We start from the raw sequence: 23,785 nt of genomic DNA, 5'->3' as shown, positions 1-23,785 counted from the left end.
GCGGGAACGGTGCTTTATCTCTGGGAGCAGTGACGGAGGACCCTGCCGCCCTGGCAGAATCGGGAGGAGCCGTTCGTACGGGACGGCGAAATCGACTCCTGAAGGTCCCGCGGTCTCCATGCCCCCCACACTCGCCTCGCTCGTCCAGCACTCGGCGCTCAAACTCACGGTGCGTGCGGGGGCGGACCGGCTCGACCAGCCCGTGCGCTGGGCGCATGCCAGCGAGCTCGCCGACCCCGTCCCTTACATGGAGGGTGGAGAACTCCTTCTCGTCACCGCCACCAACCTCGACGCGGAGAACCCCGAAGCGATGCGGCGGTACGTGCGACGGCTGGCCGACGCCGGAGTCGTCGGGCTGGGCTTCGCCGTGGGCGTCAACTACGACGACGTGCCCCAGCCGCTCATCGACGCCGGGGAGGAGGCCGGGCTGCCGATCCTGGAAGTGCCGCGCCGCACCCCGTTCCTCGCCATCGCCAAGGCCGTTTCGTCGGAGATCGCCGCCGACCAGTACCGGGCGGTGACAGCGGGGTTCGAGGCCCAGCGGGATCTGACCAGGGCCGCACTCGCAGGGGACGGACCCGCCGAACTCCTCACCCGGCTCGCCGCACAGGTCGACGGCTGGGCCGCGCTGTACGACGCCTCCGGAGCTGTCGTGGCCGCCGCCCCCGACTGGGCCGCCCGGCGTGCCGCCCGGCTCACCCCCGATGTGGAGCGCCTGCGAGAGCGCCCTGCTCCGGCGAGCGTGGTCGTCGGCGGCACCGACGACCGGGTCGAGCTCCAGACCTTGGGCACCGGCCGCAGGGCCCGGGGCGCCCTGGCCGTGGGCACCGGTTCGGCTCTCGGTACCGCCGAGCGGTACGCCGTGCACTCGGCCGTCGCCCTGCTGACCCTCACCATCGCCCGCTCGCGCTCCCTCCAGGGCGCTGAGCAGCGGCTCGGCGCGGCGGTGCTGCGGATGCTCCTGGCCGGCCAGCCGGACCACGCGCGGGCCGTTGCCGGGGACCTGTACGGAGGGCTGCTCGACGCTCCTTTCCGGCTGCTGATCGCGGAGGCGACCGAGCCGTCGACACCGGCGCTGCTCGGTGAGGCGATGGAGGCGGCGGCCTCCCGGGCCGGCGAGGCGCTGTTGACGGTTCCCGAGGGCGAGCGGCTCGTCGTCCTCGCCGCGGACGGTGGTGCGGCTGTCGCCGCGTGCATGGCATATGCGGAGGCGCAGGACGAGCGGACCCCACGTGACCAGAAGACGCCCGAGGAGGGGGAAGTGGTGGTCGGGCTGTCCGCACCGGCGGGTCCGATCGCCGTCTCCGCCGCATACAAACAGGCCGAACAGGCACTCTCGGTCGCCCGCCGCCGGGGCAGGGCCCTCGTCGAGCACGAAGAGCTGGCGGCCGGCTCGGTTCTGCCGCTGCTCGCGGACGACGCGGTACGGGCCTTCGCGGACGGCATGCTCCGCGCCCTGTACGAGCACGACGCGAAGGGGCGCGGAGACCTGGTCGCCTCGCTGCGGGCCTGGCTCTCCCACCATGGACAGTGGGACGCGGCCGCAGCCGACCTGGGCGTGCACCGCCACACCCTGCGCTACCGAATGCGGCGCGTGGAGGAGATTCTCGGCCGTTCCCTGGACGATCCGGATGTCCGGATGGAACTGTGGCTGGCGCTGAAGGCCACCAGCTCCCCGTCGATGCCGTGACACGGAGCCCGGCCGCCGCCTGAGGACGCCCGCGCGCCGGACGGTTGCGGCAAACTGTTCTGACGGGCGCGGTCATCCGACAAACCGGCGCATGCCTGCCGCCCTTCGCTCCATGGCGGACAAGCGTCAGGTCGACGGCCCGGCTCTACGGTGGGGGCAAGACACCCCACGACTCCGAAGGGCCGGAACCTCCATGACTTCCACCCACGCCTTCTGGCTCGCCGGCCGCCAGGCCACCGGCGAGGACAGCTTCGACGTCACCAACCCCTGGGACGGCCGTCTCGTCGGTACGGTCAGCGTGCCGACCGACGCGCAGATCGAGGAGGCCGTCGCCGCCGCGCACGCCGTGCGCGAGGAGTTCGCCGCGACGCCCGCCCACGTCCGCGCCGCTGCCCTCGACCACGTCGTACGGCGTCTCGTGGAGCGCACCGAGGAGATCGCCCAGCTGATCTCCGCCGAGAACGGCAAGCCCATCAAGTGGGCGCGCGGCGAGGTCGGCCGCGCCGTCTCCGTGTTCCGGTTCGCCTCCGAGGAGGCCCGTCGCTTCAACGGCGGCGACGCCCAGCGCCTCGACACCGACGCCGGTGGCACCGGCCGTCTCGGGCTGACCCGGCGCTTCCCGCGCGGCACCGTCCTCGGTATCGCGCCCTTCAACTTCCCGCTGAACCTGAGCGCGCACAAGGTCGCCCCGGCCATTGCCGTCGGCGCCCCGATCATTCTGAAGCCTGCCCCGGCCACCCCGATCTCGTCGCTGATCCTCGGCGAGCTGCTGGCCGAGACCGACCTCCCGGCCGGTTCGTGGTCCGTGCTCACGGTGCCCAACGACCGGATGCCCGCCCTCGTCCAGGACGAGCGCCTGCCCGTGATCTCCTTCACGGGTTCCGGCCCGGTCGGCTACTCCATCCTGGAGTCGGTGCCGCGCAAGCACTGCACCCTGGAGCTGGGCGGCAACGGTGCGGCGGTCGTCCTCGGCGACTACGCCTCCGACGAGGACCTGGACTGGGCCGCGAGCCGGATCGCGACCTTCTCCAACTACCAGGGCGGCCAGTCCTGCATCTCGGTGCAGCGCGTCATCGCGGACGCCTCGGTCTACGACCGGCTCGTCCCGAAGATCGTCGCGGCCGTCGAGGCCCAGGTCACCGGCGACCCGTCCGACGCTGCCACCGACGTCGGCCCGCTCGTCAGCGAGGACGCCGCCAAGCGCGTCGAGTCCTGGGTGGACGAGGCTGTGCAGGCAGGCGCCCAGCTGCTCACCGGCGGCAAGCGGGACGGTGCCACCTACGCGCCGACCGTCCTTGCGGAACTCCCGGACGGTGTCAAGCTCTCCTGCGAGGAGGTCTTCGGACCGGTCCTGTCCGTACAGAAGGTGGACGGCGAGGCCGAGGCCTTCGCCTCCGTCAACTCCTCGAAGTACGGCCTGCAGGCAGGTGTGTTCACCCACAACCTGCAGACCGCGTTCCGTGCGCACCGGGCCCTTGAGGTCGGCGGCGTGATCATCGGCGACGTCCCCTCCTACCGCGCGGACCAGATGCCGTACGGCGGAGCCAAGCAGTCCGGCGTCGGCCGTGAGGGTGTCCGCTACGCGATGGACGACTACACCTACGAGCGCGTGCTGGTCCTCACCGGCCTCGCCCTCTAGCCCGCAGACCGGATCGAACCGATCCGACAGAGCCGCCTGTAATCCGCCTGGACAGCACGACAGCAGGCGGCAGACGAACGGCCGGAGCCCACTGTGCGGGGGCTCCGGGCGTTTCTGCGAATCTGCACCCCTGACCTGCAAAGCCGGACCTCGGCTGGTTCCTGTGGCGTAGTGGGAACACCGTGGAACACACGGCGTGACCTCGGCTCACGGCGAGCGGTCCGAGGACCGGCAGATCCCGAGCCTTTCCACGGGAGACGGGAGGGACGGGGTGTGCCCGGTCCTATGCCGCTTCGTACCGATGGGCCCGGCCGCCGCGCCATTCGACCCAGTGCGGGTCGTCGAGGCAATGCTCGGCGTCATAGATCCCGGCCCGCCGGAGGAATTCGACGAGGTCGCGGTCGTCGTGGGCGAGTCCGGCGATCTCTCCGTTGATGGTGACCGCCCGGCCGCCGGACGGTGCGGAGCGATGCACGACTATCGGGACGCTCATCGTGCATCCAGGGTGTGCCCGCTCGGCTGCTCGTGCGCGCCGCGCATCACGCAGTTTCGTATCTGTGCGCTGCGGCTCCCTGCCACCGGACCACGGCTGGGTTGTCGAGGATCCGTTTCGGGTCCTTCAGTCCGGCGTCGGCGAGGAACACGATGAGGTCGTGATCGCTGTGAGCGAGTCCGAGCCGTTCGTCACGATTGTTGATGTGCACGATCACGGGGCGGGCACCGGACGGGGTGGGTGGCTGGATGGTGATCGGTGGTGTTGCCATAACTCCAAGGGTGGCCCGTGGCGGCGGCGGGCGCATCCTGCCGGTCCAGGTGCGAAGGGCCTGGTCCGGCGTGAGGGTCGGGGTCAGGGCGATGGCCCGGCCGCCCCGGCCCTGCCGGTACTCCCCGGCCGGCCGTCGGACCGCCACCGACAGCCTGGGAGTCTTGGGAGGTACGCATGCCCGCCACCGTCTGGTCCGGTGCGATCTCGTGTGGCCCGGCCATGAGTGGTGCGACCTGCCGGAACGGTTTGACTCTTGGGAGACCCTTGATGACCGTGTCGAGGCGCCTGTGTGACGGGTGTGGCACGTGCGGTGAGCTGGTTGTGCAGGACTGCCGTGCTGCGCGAGTACGGCGTTCGCCACGCGGCCACTCGAAGCCGAGATCGGCCGCGCTCCGATGCAGAAGAGGAACGTCGGCCCAACACCGTTCATCCGGAGTGTGACGGTCGGGGAAATCCTCGAATCCATCGCCGGTTTTCGCCGACGGGTCTCCGGCGCACGACGTTACTATCGCGCCCCGTCCATCCGACTGAGACCGCGAGGTACCCGTGGCGCCCCTCAGCAAGCTCTTCCTTCAGCTCGACGACGTTGAACTCCCGGACGCAATCCCTTACTCACAGGTGAGCGCATGGGAATTGCGCTTTCTCTACCTGTTGGGACGCCATCGGCTGACTGGAGAGGGAAAGGTGATCGAACTCGGGTCGGGCGGCGGTGGATCGACGTACGCGCTCGCACTCGGTCTCAAGGAGAACCCGGACTTCGACAAGAAGACCAACAAGCTGCACGCGTACGACTTCTTCCGGGTCGGAAAGGGCACTTTCGCCTCCGAGAAATTCTTCTCGGCCGGGGCCGCGCCCGAGGACACCAACTCCTTTCTCGACGACTTCAAGGACAAGCTGAAGCCGTTCATCGACTTCATCGAGCTGCACCCCGGCGACATCTGGCAGACCTCCGATCCCGAAGACCACAGCCCCATCGAGTTCCTGCATGTCGACATCGCCAAGACGGCGCGGGTCTTCCGCTGTGTGGCCGAGCGCTTCCTGCCCCGCCTGGAGCCAGGCTCCGTTGTGCTGCACCAGGACTTCGCCAGCCCCCGGCTGCCGTGGCTGCACTACAGCACCGGTCTGCTGCTGCCGTATATCGAGATCGCCGGGCCGCCCATCCGCTCCACACTGGCCTTCGAGGTGATCAAGCCGATCCCGCAGGACGTGCTGCGGGCCATAGCCGAGGACGCCTTCGACACCGACGAGAAGCTGAAGCTGATGTCGGCCGTCCAGGATGTCGTCGACCGGGACTACACCGACGGGATCCCGTTCAAGGCGGTGGTCGAACTCGCCAAGGCCTATGTCGCCCACTACGAGGGTGACCACCGCCGCGCCTGGAAGATAGCCAAGCCGCTGACCTCGAACGAATACCTGAGCCGGACCCGCAAGGACCACTTCGCCCAGCTGGAGAAGGCACTGAACGGGGCCGAGGCCGGCGGCGGATCCTCCGGTCTGGCCCGGCTGGTCAAGAAGGTGACGCGCAGGGCGTAGCCGCCGGGTGGTCCCGGAGGCGACCGAAATCCTGAACCGGATCCGAGTCACCCGACCCGGCGGCCTGGAGCCGCTTGAGGTTCCGGTCCAGGATCGCCCGGAGCCGGTCGACGTCCGCGGGATCCTGGGCCCCCGCTTGGGCAGCACCGTGACTCCGGCCGCGCGCTCGCCGCCCAGCAGCACGAAAAGTCCGGGCGTCTCCACATACGCCCGGAACACCGTCCATTCGATGGAGAAGGACACCCGCTCACCGGTGCTGACCGCGCCGCGGTCGTCGGCCACCATGCGGCACTGCCCGTACGGCTCCACGATGCTGAACATCCGGCGGGCCATGGTGCGCAGCCCACGTACGGTGCCCCAGGACGCGATTCCCACGGAAAGCACCAGCGAGATGATCCACACGGGCAGCGCAGCATCGCGGAGCGCCGGGAAGACGACCACGGTGGCCGCCGCCGCCAGCAGCGCCTGGGTCCGGCCCGCCGGTGTCCGGCGGGCTCGCGCGCGGAGCTCCTGTTAATGGCCTGAGTCGGATCAATGGCCTGAGTCGGAGATTCTTCGGCAGTAGGCGGCAACTCTGTCCAGGACTTTCGTCGGCTGTCCCGTGGACGAGGCCCTGTACTCGATCTTCGGGGCGGCCTGGTTCGCGCCCCGACAAAAGCTGTTCCTCCTCTGTGAGGAGGCTCTGCCCGTTCCTGCTTCTCCTTCGACCCGGCCCGACCGCAGTTCGCCAGCTGAACGTGCCACTGGAGTGGCTCTCGACCCGATCGGCGTCCGAGGGCTGGTGAGGCAGGCAGGAATCGGGTACATACGGACGAGTAGCACCGGTTGGTATGCCTCGGCAGGCGCGCATGCGCGCCCCGCGCGGACCGGCCGGGTCCGCCCACCGACAACGCGGCGAGGTGAGCTCCTCATGTCCGCACCATCCGCTCCGAAGAACACGCCCAAGGTCACAGAGCGTGAAGCCCGTCAAGTGGCCGAAGCCGCACGCGAGCAGGACTGGCGCAAGCCCAGTTTCGCCAAGGAACTCTTCCTCGGCCGCTTCCGGCTGGACCTGATCCATCCGCATCCAATGCCGCCCGGCGACGACGTCCGGCGCGGCGAGGCGTTCCTCGCCCGGTTGCGCGACTTCTGCGAAACCGAGATCGACGGCGCTCTGATCGAGCGTGAGGCGAAGATCCCCGACGAGGTCATCAACGGCCTCAAGGAGCTCGGCGCCCTCGGGATGAAGATCGACCCGAAGTACGGGGGCCTGGGACTGACCCAGGTCTACTACAACAGGGCGCTCGCCCTGGTCGGCTCCGCCAACCCGGCGATCGGCGCGCTTCTCTCCGCCCACCAGTCCATCGGCGTACCGCAGCCGCTGAAGCTCTTCGGCAGTCAGGAGCAGAAGGACACGTTCCTTCCCCGGCTCGCCCGCACCGACATCTCGGCGTTTCTTCTCACCGAACCGGATGTCGGCTCCGACCCTGCCCGGCTCGCCACCTCGGCCGTGCCGGACGGTCCCGACTACATCCTCGACGGTGTGAAGCTGTGGACGACCAATGGTGTCGTCGCCGACCTGCTGGTCGTCATGGCCCGCGTCCCGAAGTCGGTCGGCCACAAGGGCGGCATCACCGCGTTCGTCGTCGAGGCGGACGCCCCGGGCATCACCGTGGAGAACCGCAATGCCTTCATGGGGCTGCGAGGGCTCGAGAACGGTGTGACCCGCTTCCACCGCGTCCGGGTCCCGGCCGCCAACCGCATCGGCCCCGAGGGAGCCGGTCTCAAGATCGCCCTCACCACGCTCAACACGGGCCGGCTGTCGCTCCCCGCCATGTGCGTCGGAGCGGGAAAGTGGTGCCTGAAGATCGCCCGCGAATGGTCGGCGGTCCGCGAACAATGGGGCAGGCCGGTTGCCCGGCACGAAGCCGTCGGCGCCAAGATCTCTTTCATCGCGGCCACCACATTCGCCCTGGAAGCAGTTGTCGACCTCGCCTCGCAGATGGCGGACGAGGATCGCAACGACATCCGGATCGAGGCAGCCCTGGCCAAGCTGTACGGCTCCGAGATGGGCTGTCTCATGGCCGACGAACTGGTCCAGATCCGGGGCGGCCGGGGCTTCGAGACCGCCGACTCCCTCGCCGCCAGGGGCGAACGGGCCGTCCCCGCAGAACAGCTCCTCCGCGACCTGCGGATCAACCGGATCTTCGAGGGCTCGACAGAGATCATGCATCTGCTGATCGCCCGCGAGGCCGTCGACGCCCACCTGAAGGTCGCCGGAGACCTTATCGACCCCGACAAGCCCCTCTCGGCCAAGGCGAAGGCGGGAGCGAACGCCGCCGGCTTCTACGCCCGCTGGTTGCCCAAGCTTGTCACCGGACCAGGGCAACTGCCGCGCACCTACAACGAGTTCCATCCGCCCGGGCACCCAGACCTGTCCACCCATCTGCGCTACGTCGAACGCTCTGCCCGCAAACTGGCCCGCTCCACCTTCTACGCGATGTCGCGCTGGCAGGGGCGCATGGAGACCAAGCAGGGCTTTCTCGGCAGGATCGTCGACATCGGTGCCGAACTCTTCGCGATGAGCGCCGCCTGCGTCCGTGCCGAACTTCTGCGCACCACCGACGAGCACGGCCGGGAGGCCTACCAACTGGCCGACGCCTTCTGCCACCAGTCCCGCATTCGCGTCGAGGAACTCTTCACCCGCCTGTGGTCCAACACCGATCAGCTCGACCGGCGCGTGGTCGACGGCGTTCTGTCCGGGGCGTACCTCTGGTTGGAACAGGGTGTCGTCGACCCGAGCGGTGAGGGCCCCTGGATCGCCGACGCCGCCCCCGGCCCGGCAACCAAGGACAACGTTCACCGTCCCATCCGCTGACCGCCGGTCCATCGAGCCGACCGGTCGGGCCGGGCAGGGGGCGTCCAGCGAGTGGACGCCCCCTGCCCGGCCGTGTGCCACACGGCAGGATGGGGTCCCGTGACCGTCATCGACATCCCCGGTTCCAAGTCCGTCACCGCACGCGCCCTGTTCCTGGCTGCTGCCGCGGACGGCATCACCACCCTTGTGCGCCCACTGCGCTCGGATGACACCGAGGGCTTCGCCGAGGGCCTTTCGTCCCTCGGTTACGAGGTTGCGCAGGAAGCGGACCGCTGGCACATCGGGGGCCGCCCGGCCGGACCCGCCACCACCGAGGCCGACATCTACTGTCGTGACGGCGCCACCACGGCCCGCTTCCTGCCGACCCTTGCCGCAGCCGCAGCCTCCGGCACGTACCGCTTCGACGCCTCCGCGCAGATGCGCCGCCGCCCACTTGCCCCGCTCACCGAGGCCCTGCGCACGCTCGGTGTCGAGCTGCATCATGAGGCTGCCGAAGGCCACCATCCGCTGCGGATCGTCGCCGCCGGGATCAAGGGAGGCGCACTCACCCTGGACGCGGGGCAGTCCTCCCAGTACCTCACCGCACTCCTGATGCTCGGGCCGCTGACCGCGGAAGGACTCCGGATCACCGTCACCGACCTGGTCTCCGCCCCGTACATCGAGATCACCCTCGCGATGATGCGCAGCTTCGGCGTCGAGGTGGCCCGCAGCGGCCACGACAACAATGCCTTCACCGTGCCGCCCGGCGGTTACCGGGCCACTACGTACACCGTCGAACCCGACGCCTCCACGGCCAGCTACTTCTTCGCCGCCGCAGCCCTCACCGGGCACGAGGTCACCGTTCGCGGCCTCGGGACGGACGCACTCCAGGGCGACCTGCGGTTCGTCGACGTGCTGGGCCGTATGGGCGCCGATGTGCGCACCACTGCCGATTCCACCACCGTCCGCTCCGGTGGCGAGCTCTCCGGCATCACGGTAAATATGCGCGACATCTCCGACACCATGCCGACGCTGGCGGCGCTCGCCCCCTTCGCCTCGGGGCCCGTGCGCATCGAGGATGTCGGCAATACCCGGGTGAAGGAGTGCGACCGTCTGGAAGCCTGCGCGGAGAACCTCCGACGCATGGGCATCATCGTCGAGACGGGAGCCGACTGGATCGAGATCCACCCCGGCACACCCCGGCCCACCGAGATCGTCACCCACGGCGACCACCGCATCGTCATGTCGTTCGCCGTTGCCGGTCTGCGCGTTCCCGGCATCACCTACGACGACCCTTGCTGTGTCCGGAAGACGTTTCCGCAGTTTCATGAGGTGTTCACGGATTTCACGGATCTTACGAACCGTTAGGATTCCTGGGCCCACGTCGCCCGTGGGAGATTTCATGTTCACGCCGCCCACCACCCTCTGCCGTCAGCTCACCCGAAGCCGAATTCCGAAGTTCGGACGGGCAAAGACGCCGACGCATGGAGCGGCTGCCTCACCTGAAGCAGGGCTGAGAGCCTGTGTGCTCACCCCATGACGACGTGGCCGCGCCGGGAGTCCTCGACGCCTGTGCATGGGGGCGCCGCCACCCGAATTGCCTGAACTGCCGACGTCGACCCGGCGAGCGGAGCGCGATTGCGTGCGTACGTGAGTGATCGCATGACCACAGCGTCATCGATCACGGCCGCCGACGCCCCTGACGAGCAAGGAAGGCCCTGACGAAAAATCACTGTCCGTGGCCGCAAAGGTCCGTGATGCTTCTGTGGTCGACGGAGTGAGCCCGGACCACGGGCGTGCAGCACAATCGGGCGTCGAGCGAGAACTGATCCAGAACTGCAGAACCAAAGGGATATGAGGACCGGCAGCGAAATGGGGGCAGCGATGTTCGGTGTGTGGGATCAACGTGGGCGGCGGCGTCGGGCGGTGGCCGTGATGATTGCGGTCGTTATGGCCCTGGGGGCGGGCGCGTGCAGTAACGAGGAGGCGTCGGGTGGGTCCGACGACTCGAAGAAGGGCACGTCCTCTGCGGCAGCGCACGCGCCGAAGACGCTCACCGAGGCGCAACTGAAGGCGGTCGCGTTCACCGAAGGCCAGGCCGTCGGTGAGTACACAGCTTCCCCCTACACACTCGACGGTCCGCTCAGCGATGCGTACACCGCAGATCCAGCCAGGTGTCAGCCGCTCGTCAGCCTCGCGGGTGAGGTCAGTGACTACGACCCGGCCGCACAGGTCCAGCGCAGAGTCGACATCCCCGAAGAAATGCTCGGCATCACCATCGACGTCACCCTCCGGTCGTACACGAACGGCGACGCGGCCGACGTCATGAAGGCGCTCGGCAGGGCGGGCAAGGGCTGCGCCGGAGGATTCACCGAAGAGCGGGCCATTGCACGCGCGAAGTATCTGAAGGTCGAACCCGCCAAGGCTCCCGACTTCGCAGCCGAAGCCGACGGCGTGAAGGCGTACCGCTTCACCGTCCGCGATGTGAAGGAGAAGTCGGAACTGTACGAGTACCTCACCGTCGTCCGTTCCGGCTCCACCACCCTCGCCTTCCGCGGCGAGACCACCAGCACCGAGGACATAGGCGGCATCCCGCAGGACGTCATGGCCGAGCAGTGGCGGAAGTTCCGCGCATCATGATCTCCGCACTCGCCCAGTTGATCCGGCACGCCCCCACTGCCGTCGTCCCGGCACTGCTGGACCGTCTCGAAACACAGCAGCGCGAGGAGCTCCTCGCCGGCCACACCACGACACCGGCCGTCGTCGAGTACGTACTCGAGGACGGAAGCACCGGCGACCGAGTCGCTCTGGCGCGCAACAAACAGACCGAACGAGGCTTACTGCTCAGGCTGTTGGAACACCAGGAGTACGAGGTGGACCGAGCGGTGTATGCCCACCGGCGCACCACCGGCAACATGCGTCGCGCCATCGCTCCCGCCGCGCATGTACCCGAGCTGGGCACCCGGGAGCTCATCGCACTCTTGCGAGGCCATCAGCGCGTACGCCATGCCCTGCGGATCCTGGACGCTCCGCACCGCCTCGACCTCGGTCTGCTGGTGGCCGAGCACCGGCGTGAGCCACTGCCCCCGGGCGCCGTCGAAGCGCTGATCCTGAGCGATGAGTGCCCGCGCGAGGTGGTGCTCGCGCTTCTCGACACCCGGGGGACTCGCTCGTACAGCCGCTGGTGGTACCGCCCGGCCGTGCGAGCGGTCAGGACCGGCGCGATCACCCCCGCCGAACTGGTCCGACACCATGCCCCGCTCGACCGCACCCTGCTGCTGCCTGCCGTCGAGGTACGAGGAGGGCTGCGGTGGAACGACGCCGAGCGGGCTGCGGTGCAACGCGAGATCGACCGCGTCCTGTCCGTGCCCGACAGGGGACGCCGAGGCGCCGCCCGGACCCGTGGTCGCGACCCGGTGCGCCTTGGAGGCCAAGCCCACCGGGTCAGGGACGCCGTAGTCGCGGACCTCGCACACATCGAGGGGTGGTCGCAAAGGGCCCGGCGCAAGCAGGCTCTGGTCGCCGGCCTGCTCACCGGCGACGATGTGATCCTCCACGGCGCCCCGGCGCTCCGGGCCCTGGACGAGAGCTGGTGGCTCGGTCACCTGGAACGCTTCGACCTGCCCGGAGCCGTCACAGCCGCCCATGCTCGCGCCACGGCGCTCACCCGCGCCGCCCTCGGCGAGGACGTCGACGCCTGGTGGGCCGCCGCCCAGAGGCTGCCGGAATTCACAGGAACACTTCCTGAGCTGCTCCTACCGGAGTTCTCCGGGGACGCGCTGTCCGCCTGCCGGGCCGATGCGGCAACAATGGGGGGCATGAGCGACAGCCCAGCCCCCCTCGCCGACCCGCACCTCGTCTTCGACGCAGTGGAAGGACGCCGGGATCTCGTCATCCTCGGCTCCACCGGGTCCATCGGCACCCAGGCCATCGACCTGGTGTTGCGTAACCCCGACCGCTTCCGCGTCACCGCGCTCTCCGCCGCGGGCGGCCGGGTTGCCCTCCTGGCCGAGCAGGCCCGGCAGCTGAGGGTGCGCACCGTGGCCGTTGCCGCACCGGACGCGGTGCCGGCCCTGCGCGAGGCGCTGCGTGAGCAGTACGGGGCCGGGGAGCCGCTGCCCGAGATCCTGGCGGGGCCCGACGCCGCCACGCAGCTCGCCGGGAGCGACTGCCACACCGTGCTCAACGGAATCACCGGCTCGATCGGTCTGGCCCCCACGCTCGCCGCGCTGGAGGCGGGCCGCACCCTCGCCCTCGCCAACAAGGAATCGCTGATCGTGGGCGGGCCGCTGGTGAAGGCCCTGGCCAAGCCGGGCCAGATCATCCCGGTCGACTCCGAGCACGCCGCGCTCTTCCAGGCGCTCGCCGCCGGCACCCGGGCCGATGTCCGGAAGCTTGTCGTCACCGCATCCGGCGGCCCGTTCCGGGGACGGACGAAGAGCGAGCTGGCGAGCGTCACGCGTGAGCAGGCGCTCGCGCACCCCACCTGGGCCATGGGCCCGGTGATCACGATCAACTCCGCCACTCTGGTCAACAAGGGACTGGAGGTCATCGAGGCGCATCTCCTCTACGACATCCCGTTCGACAAGATCGAGGTCGTCGTCCACCCCCAGTCGTACGTTCACTCCATGGTGGAGTTCACCGACGGCTCCACCCTTGCCCAGGCCACCCCGCCGGACATGCGCGGACCGATCGCCATCGGCCTGGGCTGGCCGGAGCGCATCCCGGACGCGGCACCGGCTTTCGACTGGTCGAAGGCGTCCAGCTGGGAGTTCTTCCCGCTCGACAACGACGCCTTCCCGTCCGTGGGCCTGGCCCGACACGTAGGAGGGCTCGGCGGCACCGCGCCCGCGGTGTTCAACGCCGCCAACGAGGAGTGCGTGGACGCTTTCCTGTCAGGACAGCTGCCGTTCAACGGAATCATGGATACGGTCACGGCGGTGGTGGCCGAACACGGCACCCCTCCCACGGGAACTTCACTCACGGTCGCAGACGTCCTGGAAGCGGAGAGCTGGGCACGGGCCCGGGCTCGGGAACTCTCGGCGAAAGCGACAGCGGAGGCGCACGCATGAGTATTACGACGGTCCTGTTGACGATTCTGGGCATCGTCGTCTTCGCCATCGGCCTGCTGTTCTCGATCGCCTGGCACGAGCTGGGACACCTGTCGACCGCGAAGCTCTTCGGGATCCGCGTCCCGCAGTACATGGTCGGCTTCGGTCCGACCATCTGGTCGCGGAAGAAGGGCGACACGGAGTACGGGATCAAGGCGATCCCGGCCGGTGGCTACATCCGCATGATCGGCATGTTCCCGCCCGGTCCGGACGGACGGATCGAGGCGCGCTCCACCTCGCCGTGGCGAGGAATGATCGAGGACGCCCGAGAAGCTGCTTTCGAGGAACTCGAACCGGGTGACGAGAAGCGCCTCTTCTACACGCGCAAGCCATGGAAGCGCGTGATCGTCATGTTCGCCGGACCGTTCATGAACCTGGTCCTGGCCGTCGCGATCTTCCTCGGTGTGGCGATGACCTTCGGCTTCCAGACGCAGACCACCGAGGTCGCGGGCGTCCAGAAATGCGTGATCGCGCAGAGCGAGAAGCGGGACAGCTGCAAGAAGAGCGACCCGGTCTCGCCCGCGCAGGCTGCCGGACTGAAGAAGGGCGACAAGATCGTCGCCTTCGACGGTCAGAAGGTGGACGACTGGGCCACGCTCTCCGACCGCATCCGCGAAACCGTCGGCCCCGCCACCCTCACCGTCCAGCGCGATGGCCAGGAGAAGACCCTCCACGCCGTGCTGCAGAAGAACTCGGTGGCCAAGAAGGACTCCAAGGGTGAGGTGATCCCCGGCAAGTACGTCCCGGCCGGGTATCTCGGCTTCGCAGCCCGGACCGAGATCGTTCCGCTCTCCTTCAACGACTCGGTCGTCCGCATGGGCGACATGATCGAGAACGGCGTCGACTCGATCATCGCCCTCCCGTCCAAGATCCCGGACCTGTGGAGCGCAGCCTTCGGTGACGGCGAGCGAGCGGCCGACTCCCCGGTCGGCGTCGTGGGCGCGGCCAGGATCGGCGGCGAGGTGATGACGCTGGACGTCCCGGCGACGAACCAGATCGCGATGATGCTGTTCCTGCTGGCCGGCTTCAACCTCTCGCTGTTCCTCTTCAACATGCTGCCCCTGCTGCCGCTCGACGGGGGGCACATCGCGGGAGCGCTCTGGGAGTCCCTGCGCCGCAATGTGGCGCGGGTCTTCAAGCGCCCCGACCCCGGCCCCTTCGACGTGGCCAAGCTGATGCCGGTCGCCTATGTCGTCGCCGGTGTCTTCATCTGCTTCACCCTGCTCGTCCTGGTGGCCGACATCGTCAATCCGGTCAAGATCTCCTGACGGGCCCGGAGCGTCGACCGGTCCGGCGCGCCCTTGGGCCTGGCGTCTGCCCGGCCTGGCGCGTCGGCCTGCCACGCGTCGCGCCGGACGACCCCGGCGCGACAATCGGCCAGATCGAGCCCGGCGAACCACAGGCGGTGACCAGGCATACATCTGATGTCCGGGCGCCTCTGTTTGTACGGACTTCGGGATGCGGTGTGCTCGGGGTTCCCCCCGGTGCCGTAACCTCGAAGGTCGGAGCCCGCCGATCTCGGGACCTTGATCCACACCTTGGGGATGCTCAGCGCATGACTGCGATTTCTCTCGGAATGCCGTCCGTTCCGACCAAGCTCGCCGACCGGAGGGTCAGCCGCAAGATCCAGGTCGGGTCGGTGGCGGTCGGTGGGGATGCGCCGGTGTCGGTGCAGTCGATGACCACGACCCGTACGTCGGACGTGGGTGCGACGTTGCAGCAGATCGCGGAGTTGACGGCGTCGGGCTGTCAGATCGTGCGGGTGGCGTGTCCGACGCAGGATGATGCGGATGCGTTGGCGACGATTGCCAGGAAGTCGCAGATTCCGGTGATTGCGGATATTCACTTTCAGCCGAAGTATGTGTTCGCGGCGATTGATGCGGGCTGTGCGGCGGTGCGGGTGAATCCGGGGAACATCAAGCAGTTCGACGACAAGGTCAAGGAGATCGCGCGGGCCGCGAGTGATGCGGGGACGCCGATCCGGATCGGTGTGAATGCGGGTTCGCTGGATGCGCGGCTGCTGAAGAAGTACGGGAAGGCGACTCCTGAGGCGTTGGTGGAGTCGGCGTTGTGGGAGGCGTCGCTCTTCGAGGAGCATGGTTTCCGGGACATCAAGATCTCGGTGAAGCACAACGATCCGGTGGTGATGGTCAATGCGTACCGTCAGTTGGCGGCTCAGTGTGATTACCCGTTGCACTTGGGGGTGACGGAGGCGGGGCCGGCGTTCCAGGGGACGATCAAGTCGGCGGTGGCGTTCGGTGCGTTGCTGAGTGAGGGGATCGGGGACACGATCCGGGTGTCGTTGTCGGCGCCGCCGGTCGAGGAGGTCAAGGTCGGGCTGCAGATTCTGGAGTCGTTGAATCTGAAGCAGCGGCGGCTGGAGATCGTGTCGTGTCCGTCGTGCGGTCGGGCGCAGGTGGATGTGTACAAGCTGGCGGATCAGGTGTCGGCGGGTCTTGAGGGCATGCAGGTGCCGTTGCGGGTTGCCGTGATGGGCTGTGTCGTCAATGGTCCGGGTGAGGCCCGTGAGGCGGATCTGGGTGTGGCGTCCGGGAACGGCAAGGGGCAGATCTTCGTCAAGGGCGAGGTCATCAAGACGGTTCCCGAGTCGAAGATCGTCGAGACGCTCATCGAGGAAGCCCTGAAGATCGCCGAGCAGATGGAGAAGGACGGCATCGCCTCCGGCGAGCCCGAGGTCTCCATCAGCTGAGGCCGAATTCTTGTCCTGTGACCGTGCCCCGTCCGACGAACAAGCCGTCGGGCGGGGCACGGTCGTGAGAGACCTCACGGTGGCCGTGGATGCTGTTGACGGGCATGGGGCGGCGCCTGCCAGCCTCTTTCGGTACAGTGCGGAAATCAGCAGACCGCATGGTGAGGCCCCCTTGTGTTGACGCAGACCACCACCCGGGTCCTCGAACCCAGCGACCTCGGCGCCGCGCTCGCCATCCTCGAGAGCGACCCCGTCGCCAATGCCTTCGTGACGTCCCGGGTCCAGATCGCAGGGCTCGATCCCTGGCGCCTCGGCGGCGAGATGTGGGGCTGGTACGCGGACGGCAGACTGCGTTCGCTCTGCTACTCCGGTGCCAATCTCGTACCCATCTGTGCCACCCCGGAGGCCATCAGGGCGTTCGCCGACCGGGCCCGTCGGGCCGGCCGCCGCTGTTCCTCGATCGTGGGCCCCGCCGAGCCCACCGCCCAGCTCTGGCGGCTGCTCGAGCCGGGCTGGGGTCCCGCCCGCGAGGTCAGGGCCAACCAGCCGCTCATGGTCGCCGAGCGCCCTGCCGCCGGTGTGACGCCCGACCCACTGGTACGCCGCATCCGCAAGGACGAGATAGAGATCCTGATGCCGGCCTGCGTGGCGATGTTCACCGAGGAGGTGGGCATTTCGCCGCTGGCCAGTGACGGCGGACTTCTCTACCAGGCACGCGTCGCCGAACTCATCGGCACCGGCCGCTCCTTCGCCCGGATCGAGGACGGCAAGGTCGTCTTCAAGGCGGAGATCGGCGCTGCCACCCCGCAGGCCTGCCAGATCCAGGGCGTCTGGGTCGCCCCCGAACACCGCGGCCGCGGCCTCTCCGAGACCGGGATGGCAGCGGTCCTGCGCTATGCACTGGCCGATGTCGCACCGGTCGTCAGCCTGTATGTGAACGACTACAACACCGCGGCCCGCAGGGCATACACCCGGGTCGGCTTCCGTGAGGTCGGCGCGTTCATGAGCGTGCTCTTCTGACCGAGACGAAATGGCCGGGAGCGGCACGGCCTCGTCGACGTGCGCGCCCGACGCCGTCGGCAACGCTCCCCCCGTAGCCGCGGGCACTCCTGCCACGTATCCCCAGTCCGGCGCGGACAGTAGGGTTCGGCGCATGGCAGCTGATTCAGGGGGCGGCGCCCGCACTCCCAGTGTTCTGGTCGGGCCGATCGATCTCGCCGCGCGGGTGGACGAGGCGCTTGCCGTGCAGGCCGTCGCCTTCGGTCTCGGTCACGACGAGGTCCAGGTACGTCGCCATATCGTCCTCAGACACCTCGAGCACCCCTGCGCCCGCGCCCTCGGCGCCACCACCGCGACCGGCCGCCTCGTCGGGTTCGTCTACGGCATGCCCAACGAACGCGGCCACTGGTGGTCCACCGTCGTCGAGCCCTACCTGCGGGCCACCGGTTCCGAGGACTGGCTCGACGACTCCTTCGTGATCACCGAACTGCATGTCCATCCGGAGTTCCAGAACCGGGGCATCGGCCGCACCCTGATCACCACCATCACGGACGCCGTCGATCAGCCGCGCTCCATCCTCTCCGCCATCGACACGGAGAGCCCGGCACGTGGTCTGTATCGCACCCTCGGCTACCGGGACCTGGCCCGGCAGGTGCTGTTTCCCAGCGCTCCCAAGCCGTACGTGGTGATGGGAGCGCCTCTTCCGCTGCGCCGCCGGGACCGGGGCTGAGCCAATCGATTTCCGCCCGCCCCCGCCACCCGGCTAACCTCCTGCACATCACCCTTCCGAGCAGGAGTTCATCATGGCCCAGGTCCAGCGCATGTCCCGATTGATGATCAAGACACTGCGCGACGACCCGGCGGACGCCGAGACGCTCAACCACAAGCTGCTCGTCCGGGCCGGTTACGTACGCCGCACCGCGGCCGGCATCTGGACCTGGCTGCCCCTGGGCAAGAAGGTCCTGGAGAACATCACCCGCGTCGTGCGGGAGGAGATGGACGCCATCGGCGGCCAGGAAGTCCTGCTGCCCGCGCTGCTGCCCAAGGAGTCGTACGACGCGAGCGGCCGCTACGACGAGTACGGCGACCTGCTGTTCCGGCTCAAGGACCGCAAGGGCGCCGAGTACCTCCTCGGCCCCACCCACGAAGAGATCTTCACCCAGGTCGTCAAGGATCAGATCACGTCCTACAAGGACCTGCCCGTGATCCTGTACCAGATCCAGACGAAGTACCGCGACGAAGCCCGCCCCCGCGCTGGTGTGCTGCGCGGCCGCGAGTTCCAGATGAAGGACTCCTACTCCTTCGACACCACCGACGAGGGTCTCATCGAGGCCTACCAGCTGCACCGCGCCGCCTACATCCGCATCTTCGAGCGGCTCGGTCTCGACCACCGCATCGTCTCCGCGGTCTCCGGTGCGATGGGCGGCTCGGCGTCCGAGGAGTTCCTGGCACCCGCCCCGGCCGGTGAGGACACCTTCGTCGACTGCCCCGCCTGCGACTACGCGGCCAACACGGAGGCCGTGACCTTCAAGGCCACGCCCGCGGACGGCTCGGCACACGGCCCCGTCGAGGAACTGGACACCCCCGACACCCCGACCATCGAGACGCTCGCGGCGCACCTCGGTGTCCCGGCCTCCGCGACCCTGAAGAACCTCCTGGTCAAGGTCGACGGCGAGATCGTCGCCGTGGGCGTGCCCGGCGACCGCGAGGTCGACCTCGGCAAGCTCGGCGAGCACCTCGCCCCCGCCGTGGTCGAGCTGGTCACCGCGGAGGACTTCGAGGGCCGTCCCGACCTGGTACGTGGCTACGTCGGCCCGCAGGGTCTGGAGAAGGTCCGCTACATCGCCGACCCGCGCATCGCCCCCGGCACCGCCTGGATCACCGGCGCCAACAAGCCCGGCACCCACGCGAAGAACGTCGTCTGCGGCCGCGACTTCGAGGTCGACGACTACCTCGATGTCGTCGTGGTCGAGGCGGGCGACCCGTGCCCCAGGTGCGGCACCGGCCTCAAGCTGGACCGTGCCATCGAGATCGGCCACATCTTCCAGCTGGGCCGCAAGTTCGCCGACGCGTTCCAGCTCGATGTGCTCGGCCAGAACGGCAAGCCCGTGCGGGTCACCATGGGCTCGTACGGCATCGGCGTCTCCCGCGCCGTTGCCGCCCTCGCCGAGCAGACCGCCGACGCGCAGGGTCTCTGCTGGCCCCGCGAGATCGCCCCGGCCGATGTCCATCTCGTCGCCGCGGGCAAGGCGCTCCAGACCGAGCTGGCCCTCGACGTCGCCGAGAAGCTCGGCGCCGCGGGCGTGCGGGTCCTGGTCGACGACCGTGCGGGCGTCTCGCCCGGTGTGAAGTTCACCGACGCCGAGCTGATCGGCGTCCCGAAGATCCTGGTCGCGGGCCGCCGCTCGGCCGAGGGCGTCCTGGAGCTCAAGGACCGCCGTACGGGCGAGCGCGAGGAGCTCACGGTCGACGAGGCGATCGCTCGTCTCGTCGCCCAGGGCTGACACCCGGAATTGCCGAAGGCCCCCGTGCTGTCCGACAGCACGGGGGCCTTCGGCCGTTCTGCGAGGGCGGGGCCGGCGCCTACAGCCAGCCCGCGAACTCCAGCGACAGTTCGCCTTCCTGACGACGGCCGACGGTCAGCGCGCGGGTGCCCGACTCCACCGCACGGAACAACGTCCAGCCGTGGAGCCGTTCCCGGTCCACGTCCAGTGAATCCGCGAGCTTGTTGATCCGGCGACGGGCCGTCACGGGGCCCCCCGGGGAGGCGATGAGGTCCTCCACCCGATCCCGTACCAGCCGCGCCAGGTCGTAGGCACGCTCGCCGACCAGCGGCTCGGGGCCGACTGTCAGCCAGGGCGCCCGTTCCCCCGCCAGCACCTTGCTCTGGCGGAAGTTGCCGTGCAGCAGCAGGACTTCGGGGGAGTGGGCGACGAGCTCCTCCCGCACGGCCAGGGCCGCGGAGACCAGAGGTTCGAGCGCCGGGTCGGCCGCGGCGGCGGCCCGCATCGGATCCGTGCACCGGCCGGTCCGCTCGGCGACCGTCTCGAAGGAGTGCCCGTCGGGCGGCTCGACCCACAGCCGTCGTACCGTACCCGCCGCCTCCAGGAGTGCCTTCGCCTCCGGCAACGAGCGCAGCGACACCTCGGGATGCAGCCGTTCCAGCAGCAGTGCCTCGCCGCCGGAGCCGAGAAGCCGGACCGCTCCCCAGCCGTTCCAGTGCGCCAGCGCCGCCTGCTCCAGGTCGGGCGCCGCCCCGGCCGGAGCGATCTTGAGCGCGGCCGGGGTGCCGTCGGCGCGGCGCACCAGCAGAACGAGGCTGCTGCGCCCACCGGGGGCAGCCACACGCTCGAGAGCCAGCTCCGGCCCGTTGGCGGACAGCGACTCGTTGATCAGCTCGGGGAGCCGCGCCAGCCAGTCGGCGGCGGCCCTCTCCCCGTGCACTTCGCCGAGCGCTCGCACCAGACGCTGCGGCGGTTCGAAACCCATACGTGCTGTGTTCCCTTTCAGAGCCTTCATGAGTGCGTCGGACCGGTCCCGGTCTTCGCATCGGTCACGTCCGTCGGACCGGTCCCGGGCTTCGCATCAGCCCTGCAGGCCCGCCCGCTCAGGCGGTGCCGTCGGCGGACCGCTCGGTGAGTCCGGGAAAGGTTACGCCGCTGCCCCGCCAGCGGACCGCACGCACCGCGGCCTCCCGCAGTGCGTCTGCGGCCTCTCGCCTGAGCGGCCCCCCGGCAGCCCGTACGAGGTCGGAGTAGACGCCCGCGATCCGGTCCTCCAGCACGGCGGCGAGCTTCACCGCTGCTGCCGAATCCGGCACCGCGAACGGCAGAGCGTACGCGGACTCCGCCGCCACCGGCTCACCGCCCAGGTCACGCACGGTCCGCAGCAGTGCGTCGCGCCGGGCCCGGTGCTGGTGGTAGGCGGCCGTCGCCTCAGCCCGGCGGCCGTCGGCGACCCGGCCGCCGACCACCCCGTACCCGTACACCGCCGCATGCTCGGCGGCGAGCGATGCCTGCGCCGCCTGCAGCGTCTGCGCACTCATGAAGAGGTCTCCTTGGCCAGTTCGGTCAACAGATAGGCGTGGGCCGCGCCGGCGGCCGCGATCGACGCGAGCAGCCGGGCCAGCTCGGGTGGCGCTGTGAGGAGCGTCGCCGTATGGGTGTCAGCGGTGCGGCGCTCCGCCGCGGCCAGTTCCTTGACGGCGGTCCTGGCGTCGGCGGCGGGGGAACCCGAAACGGTGGGCGAACCCGAGGGGGTGGGTGAACCCGAAACGGCCGGTGCCCGGTCCGCGCCGCGCATCGCAGTCGTGCCCGCGGTTTCGCCGGCACCCGGCCGCGCCGGCCCGTCCGCCCCGGGCGACAGTGCCTCCGTATGGGCCCGTACGGCATCACGCAGCGGTACGAGCCCGGCCGCGGTCGCCGGATGGGCCGTGACGACCTGCTCGTACTGGGCGAGCAGGGTGCCGCTCGTACGCGCGGCCCTCAATCGCAGCGCGCTCTCTGCCTTCGCCGCCGCCTCCCGCGCACCGGCCGGCGCAGAACCCTTTCGGCCCTCGCCGCTGTCGTCGTCCCCACAGCCGGCCAGCGCCGCCCCCAGGGCGATCGCCCCCGTTACGGTGAGCGCACCCCTGCGCGTCGTCCCCGTGCGCCGCACCTGTTCTCCTTCGGGCGTTGATCTGTCCTGACTGGATCTGTCCTGAAGTGATCACCGCAGGCGAGCGTACCCGCGACCGACCGGTCGGCGGACGGCAACACCCCTCGGGACCGGATACCCTTTGACCTGACACGCGACGAACCACACAACAGCACACGCGGCCGAGGAGTCACCCGGATGAGCACCACCCAGAGCGAGAGGCTGCGCGGGCTGCTCGAACCGCTCGTCAGCGCCAAGCAGCTGGATCTTGAAGAGATCGAGGTGTCCCGGGCCGGCCGCCGACGTGTGCTGCGCATCGTCGTGGATTCCGACGAGGGCGTGGAGCTCGACGCCTGTGCGGAGCTGAGCCGCGCGATCTCGGAGAAGCTCGACGAGACCGACGCGATGGGTGAGGACGAGTACGTCCTCGAAGTGAGCTCTCCCGGTGCCGACCGTCCGCTGACGGAGCACCGCCACTACGTACGCGCCACCGGCCGCCTGGCCAAGCTGCAGCTGCATGAGGGCGGCGAGCTGGTCGCCCGCATCATCGCTGTCGACGACGAGGGGCTCGACCTCGAAGTGCCGGGCGTCAAGGGTCGCAAGCCCACGTCCCGCCGGGTCTCCTTCGACGGGATCGCCAAGGCGCGCGTGGAGATCGAATTCAACCGCAAGGACAAGAAGGAAGAGGAGGCGTAGCCGTGGACATCGATGTGAAGCTCTTGAGGGGCTTGGCACAGGACAAGGAGATCCCCTTCGACGTGCTCGTCGAGGCGATCGAGTCGGCCCTCCTCATCGCCTACCACCGCACCGACGGGAGCTACCGCCGTGCGCGCGTGGAGCTCAACGAGCGCGGCCATGTGACGGTGTGGGCGAAGGAGGACCCGGCCGACCTCGAAGAGGGCCAGGAGCCGAAGGAGTTCGACGACACCCCGTCCGGCTTCGGCCGGATCGCCGCGACCACCGCCAAGCAGGTCATCCTGCAGCGGCTGCGCGACGCCGAGGACGACAGGACGTTCGGCGAGTACGCGGGCCACGAGGGCGATGTCGTCACCGGTGTCGTCCAGCAGGGCAAGGACCCGAAGAACGTCCTGGTCGACATCGGCAAGCTCGAAGCGATCCTGCCGGTGCAGGAGCAGGTTCCGGGCGAGGACTACACCCACGGGCTGCGGCTGCGCACGTATGTCGTGCGCGTCGCCAAGGGCGTCCGCGGCCCGTCCGTGACCCTCTCCCGGACGCACCCCAATCTGGTCAAGAAGCTCTTCGCGCTGGAGGTCCCGGAGATCGCCGACGGTTCCGTCGAGATCTGCGCGATCGCCCGCGAGGCCGGCCACCGCACCAAGATCGCGGTCCGTTCGACCCGCTCGGGTCTGAACGCCAAGGGCGCCTGCATCGGCCCGATGGGCGGACGCGTACGTAACGTCATGGCCGAACTGCACGGCGAGAAGATCGACATCGTGGACTGGTCGGACGACCCGGCCGAGATGGTTGCCAACGCGCTGTCGCCCGCCCGGGTGAGCAAGGTCGAGGTCGTGGACCTCGGAGTGCGGTCCGCCCGGGTCACGGTCCCCGACTACCAGCTCTCGCTCGCCATCGGCAAGGAGGGGCAGAACGCCCGCCTCGCCGCCCGCCTCACCGGCTGGCGCATCGACATCCGCCCGGACACCGAGACCGACGCCGAGCGGGACATCGCCGACCGTGAGCGGGCCGAGCGGGCCCGGGAACGGTCCGAGCGGGGCTGAACCGTACGGAACCGGCGCCGGTCCGAGCAGTGGACCGGCGCCCGTCCGGAGGATGGACCGAACCGGTCCGGAGACCGGCCGGGCCCGGGTCCGGAGTACGGGATCGATGCGGTCCCAGGGAATAAAT

20 protein-coding genes are annotated in these 23,785 nt (G+C 69.3%); 15 read left to right on the top strand and 5 right to left on the bottom strand.

Features of this window, described 5'->3' with window-relative positions; genetic code table 11:
• The first annotated feature begins 118 nt into the window (after positions 1 to 118).
• Together OG395_RS19355 and OG395_RS19350 are read left to right on the top strand one after the other, a co-directional pair.
• Positions 119 to 1,690 carry a PucR family transcriptional regulator gene (locus OG395_RS19355; protein ID WP_327244088.1) on the top strand — a complete coding sequence of 524 codons (1,572 nt, stop codon included), beginning with the start codon at positions 119 to 121 and terminating at the stop codon, positions 1,688 to 1,690.
• A gap of 193 nt (positions 1,691 to 1,883) precedes the next feature.
• Positions 1,884 to 3,329 carry an aldehyde dehydrogenase family protein gene (locus OG395_RS19350; protein ID WP_327244087.1) on the top strand — a complete coding sequence of 482 codons (1,446 nt, stop codon included), beginning with the start codon at positions 1,884 to 1,886 and terminating at the stop codon, positions 3,327 to 3,329.
• Between the two features lie 283 nt (positions 3,330 to 3,612).
• On the opposite strand, the gene OG395_RS19345 is transcribed toward OG395_RS19350, so the two are convergent.
• The gene (locus tag OG395_RS19345) at positions 3,613 to 3,822 is read right to left on the bottom strand and encodes a hypothetical protein (RefSeq protein WP_327244086.1); all 210 of its coding nucleotides are present in this window, start codon (positions 3,820 to 3,822) and stop codon (positions 3,613 to 3,615) included.
• A 46-nt stretch (positions 3,823 to 3,868) separates the two neighbouring features.
• On the bottom strand, positions 3,869 to 4,093 hold the full coding sequence (locus tag OG395_RS19340) for a hypothetical protein (RefSeq protein ID WP_266980942.1): 225 nt from the start codon (positions 4,091 to 4,093) through the stop codon (positions 3,869 to 3,871).
• Positions 4,094 to 4,779: 686 nt separating this feature from the next.
• On the opposite strand from OG395_RS19340, the gene OG395_RS19335 reads away from it, so the two are divergent.
• The 11 genes from OG395_RS19335 to OG395_RS19285 all read left to right on the top strand — a co-directional run bounded on the left by OG395_RS19335 (position 4,780) and on the right by OG395_RS19285 (position 19,788).
• Positions 4,780 to 5,628 carry a class I SAM-dependent methyltransferase gene (locus OG395_RS19335; RefSeq protein ID WP_327244085.1) on the top strand — a complete coding sequence of 283 codons (849 nt, stop codon included), beginning with the start codon at positions 4,780 to 4,782 and terminating at the stop codon, positions 5,626 to 5,628.
• 229 nt (positions 5,629 to 5,857) lie between these two features.
• Positions 5,858 to 6,145, top strand: coding sequence for a hypothetical protein (locus OG395_RS19330; RefSeq protein WP_327244084.1), 288 nt, complete (start codon positions 5,858 to 5,860; stop codon positions 6,143 to 6,145).
• Positions 6,146 to 6,538: 393 nt separating this feature from the next.
• Positions 6,539 to 8,485 (top strand): acyl-CoA dehydrogenase family protein, encoded by a 1,947-nt coding sequence (locus OG395_RS19325; protein WP_327244083.1) that lies wholly within the window; start codon positions 6,539 to 6,541, stop codon positions 8,483 to 8,485.
• A 99-nt stretch (positions 8,486 to 8,584) separates the two neighbouring features.
• Positions 8,585 to 9,832, top strand: a complete 1,248-nt coding sequence (aroA, locus tag OG395_RS19320) for a 3-phosphoshikimate 1-carboxyvinyltransferase (protein WP_327244082.1) — start codon at positions 8,585 to 8,587, stop codon at positions 9,830 to 9,832.
• Between the two features lie 567 nt (positions 9,833 to 10,399).
• Positions 10,400 to 11,104 carry a hypothetical protein gene (locus tag OG395_RS19315; RefSeq protein WP_327244081.1) on the top strand — a complete coding sequence of 235 codons (705 nt, stop codon included), beginning with the start codon at positions 10,400 to 10,402 and terminating at the stop codon, positions 11,102 to 11,104.
• A 1,169-nt stretch (positions 11,105 to 12,273) separates the two neighbouring features.
• Entirely contained in the window at positions 12,274 to 13,536 is a 1,263-nt protein-coding gene (gene dxr, locus OG395_RS19310) for a 1-deoxy-D-xylulose-5-phosphate reductoisomerase (RefSeq protein ID WP_327249384.1), read from the top strand.
• Positions 13,533 to 14,843 carry a M50 family metallopeptidase gene (locus OG395_RS19305; RefSeq protein WP_327244080.1) on the top strand — a complete coding sequence of 437 codons (1,311 nt, stop codon included), beginning with the start codon at positions 13,533 to 13,535 and terminating at the stop codon, positions 14,841 to 14,843. The genes dxr and OG395_RS19305 overlap by 4 nt, the downstream gene beginning before the upstream one ends.
• A gap of 287 nt (positions 14,844 to 15,130) precedes the next feature.
• Positions 15,131 to 16,285 carry a flavodoxin-dependent (E)-4-hydroxy-3-methylbut-2-enyl-diphosphate synthase gene (ispG, locus tag OG395_RS19300; protein ID WP_327249383.1) on the top strand — a complete coding sequence of 385 codons (1,155 nt, stop codon included), beginning with the start codon at positions 15,131 to 15,133 and terminating at the stop codon, positions 16,283 to 16,285.
• Between the two features lie 174 nt (positions 16,286 to 16,459).
• Positions 16,460 to 17,305: a GNAT family N-acetyltransferase gene (locus tag OG395_RS19295; protein ID WP_327244079.1), complete on the top strand. Its 846-nt coding sequence runs from the start codon at positions 16,460 to 16,462 to the stop codon at positions 17,303 to 17,305.
• 133 nt (positions 17,306 to 17,438) lie between these two features.
• Positions 17,439 to 18,014 (top strand): GNAT family N-acetyltransferase, encoded by a 576-nt coding sequence (locus OG395_RS19290; protein WP_327244078.1) that lies wholly within the window; start codon positions 17,439 to 17,441, stop codon positions 18,012 to 18,014.
• Positions 18,015 to 18,087: 73 nt separating this feature from the next.
• Positions 18,088 to 19,788 carry a proline--tRNA ligase gene (locus OG395_RS19285; protein ID WP_327244077.1) on the top strand — a complete coding sequence of 567 codons (1,701 nt, stop codon included), beginning with the start codon at positions 18,088 to 18,090 and terminating at the stop codon, positions 19,786 to 19,788.
• A gap of 79 nt (positions 19,789 to 19,867) precedes the next feature.
• Here the strand turns inward: OG395_RS19285 and OG395_RS19280 are convergent, their stop codons facing one another.
• The 3 genes from OG395_RS19280 to OG395_RS19270 all read right to left on the bottom strand — a co-directional run bounded on the left by OG395_RS19280 (position 19,868) and on the right by OG395_RS19270 (position 21,940).
• Positions 19,868 to 20,773: an aminoglycoside phosphotransferase family protein gene (locus tag OG395_RS19280; protein WP_327244076.1), complete on the bottom strand. Its 906-nt coding sequence runs from the start codon at positions 20,771 to 20,773 to the stop codon at positions 19,868 to 19,870.
• Positions 20,774 to 20,891: 118 nt separating this feature from the next.
• Positions 20,892 to 21,329: a ferritin-like domain-containing protein gene (locus OG395_RS19275; protein WP_266980917.1), complete on the bottom strand. Its 438-nt coding sequence runs from the start codon at positions 21,327 to 21,329 to the stop codon at positions 20,892 to 20,894.
• Positions 21,326 to 21,940: a hypothetical protein gene (locus OG395_RS19270; RefSeq protein WP_327244075.1), complete on the bottom strand. Its 615-nt coding sequence runs from the start codon at positions 21,938 to 21,940 to the stop codon at positions 21,326 to 21,328. The genes OG395_RS19275 and OG395_RS19270 overlap by 4 nt, the downstream gene beginning before the upstream one ends.
• A gap of 177 nt (positions 21,941 to 22,117) precedes the next feature.
• Here OG395_RS19270 and rimP point away from each other — a divergent pair, with 177 nt between their 5' ends.
• A complete protein-coding gene (gene rimP, locus OG395_RS19265) occupies positions 22,118 to 22,615 on the top strand; it encodes a ribosome maturation factor RimP (protein ID WP_266980914.1) in 498 nt (165 codons plus the stop codon).
• Positions 22,616 to 22,617: 2 nt separating this feature from the next.
• The gene (nusA, locus tag OG395_RS19260; protein WP_327244074.1) at positions 22,618 to 23,658 is read left to right on the top strand and encodes a transcription termination factor NusA; all 1,041 of its coding nucleotides are present in this window, start codon (positions 22,618 to 22,620) and stop codon (positions 23,656 to 23,658) included.
• Positions 23,659 to 23,785 lie beyond the last annotated feature (127 nt).

Origin of the sequence: Streptomyces sp. NBC_01320, assembly GCF_035974375.1 — a bacterium.
GTDB lineage: Bacteria > Actinomycetota > Actinomycetes > Streptomycetales > Streptomycetaceae > Streptomyces > Streptomyces yanii.
The sequence above is the reverse complement of the archived record's forward strand: the minus strand, read 5'-3'. Positions and strand labels throughout refer to the sequence as shown.

Excerpts from the sequence above, each read along its gene's own strand:
- OG395_RS19355 (WP_327244088.1), top strand. The coding sequence starts at position 119 with ATGCCCCCCACACTCGCCTCGCTCGTCCAGCACTCGGCGCTCAAACTC.
- OG395_RS19350 (WP_327244087.1), top strand. The coding sequence starts at position 1,884 with ATGACTTCCACCCACGCCTTCTGGCTCGCCGGCCGCCAGGCCACCGGC.
- OG395_RS19345 (WP_327244086.1), bottom strand. The coding sequence starts at position 3,822 with ATGAGCGTCCCGATAGTCGTGCATCGCTCCGCACCGTCCGGCGGCCGG.
- OG395_RS19340 (WP_266980942.1), bottom strand. The coding sequence starts at position 4,093 with ATGGCAACACCACCGATCACCATCCAGCCACCCACCCCGTCCGGTGCC.
- OG395_RS19330 (WP_327244084.1), top strand. The coding sequence starts at position 5,858 with ATGGAGAAGGACACCCGCTCACCGGTGCTGACCGCGCCGCGGTCGTCG.
- OG395_RS19325 (WP_327244083.1), top strand. The coding sequence starts at position 6,539 with ATGTCCGCACCATCCGCTCCGAAGAACACGCCCAAGGTCACAGAGCGT.
- OG395_RS19315 (WP_327244081.1), top strand. The coding sequence starts at position 10,400 with ATGATTGCGGTCGTTATGGCCCTGGGGGCGGGCGCGTGCAGTAACGAG.
- dxr (WP_327249384.1), top strand. The coding sequence starts at position 12,274 with ATGGGGGGCATGAGCGACAGCCCAGCCCCCCTCGCCGACCCGCACCTC.
- OG395_RS19305 (WP_327244080.1), top strand. The coding sequence starts at position 13,533 with ATGAGTATTACGACGGTCCTGTTGACGATTCTGGGCATCGTCGTCTTC.
- ispG (WP_327249383.1), top strand. The coding sequence starts at position 15,131 with ATGACTGCGATTTCTCTCGGAATGCCGTCCGTTCCGACCAAGCTCGCC.
- OG395_RS19290 (WP_327244078.1), top strand. The coding sequence starts at position 17,439 with ATGGCAGCTGATTCAGGGGGCGGCGCCCGCACTCCCAGTGTTCTGGTC.
- OG395_RS19285 (WP_327244077.1), top strand. The coding sequence starts at position 18,088 with ATGGCCCAGGTCCAGCGCATGTCCCGATTGATGATCAAGACACTGCGC.
- OG395_RS19280 (WP_327244076.1), bottom strand. The coding sequence starts at position 20,773 with ATGGGTTTCGAACCGCCGCAGCGTCTGGTGCGAGCGCTCGGCGAAGTG.
- OG395_RS19275 (WP_266980917.1), bottom strand. The coding sequence starts at position 21,329 with ATGAGTGCGCAGACGCTGCAGGCGGCGCAGGCATCGCTCGCCGCCGAG.
- rimP (WP_266980914.1), top strand. The coding sequence starts at position 22,118 with ATGAGCACCACCCAGAGCGAGAGGCTGCGCGGGCTGCTCGAACCGCTC.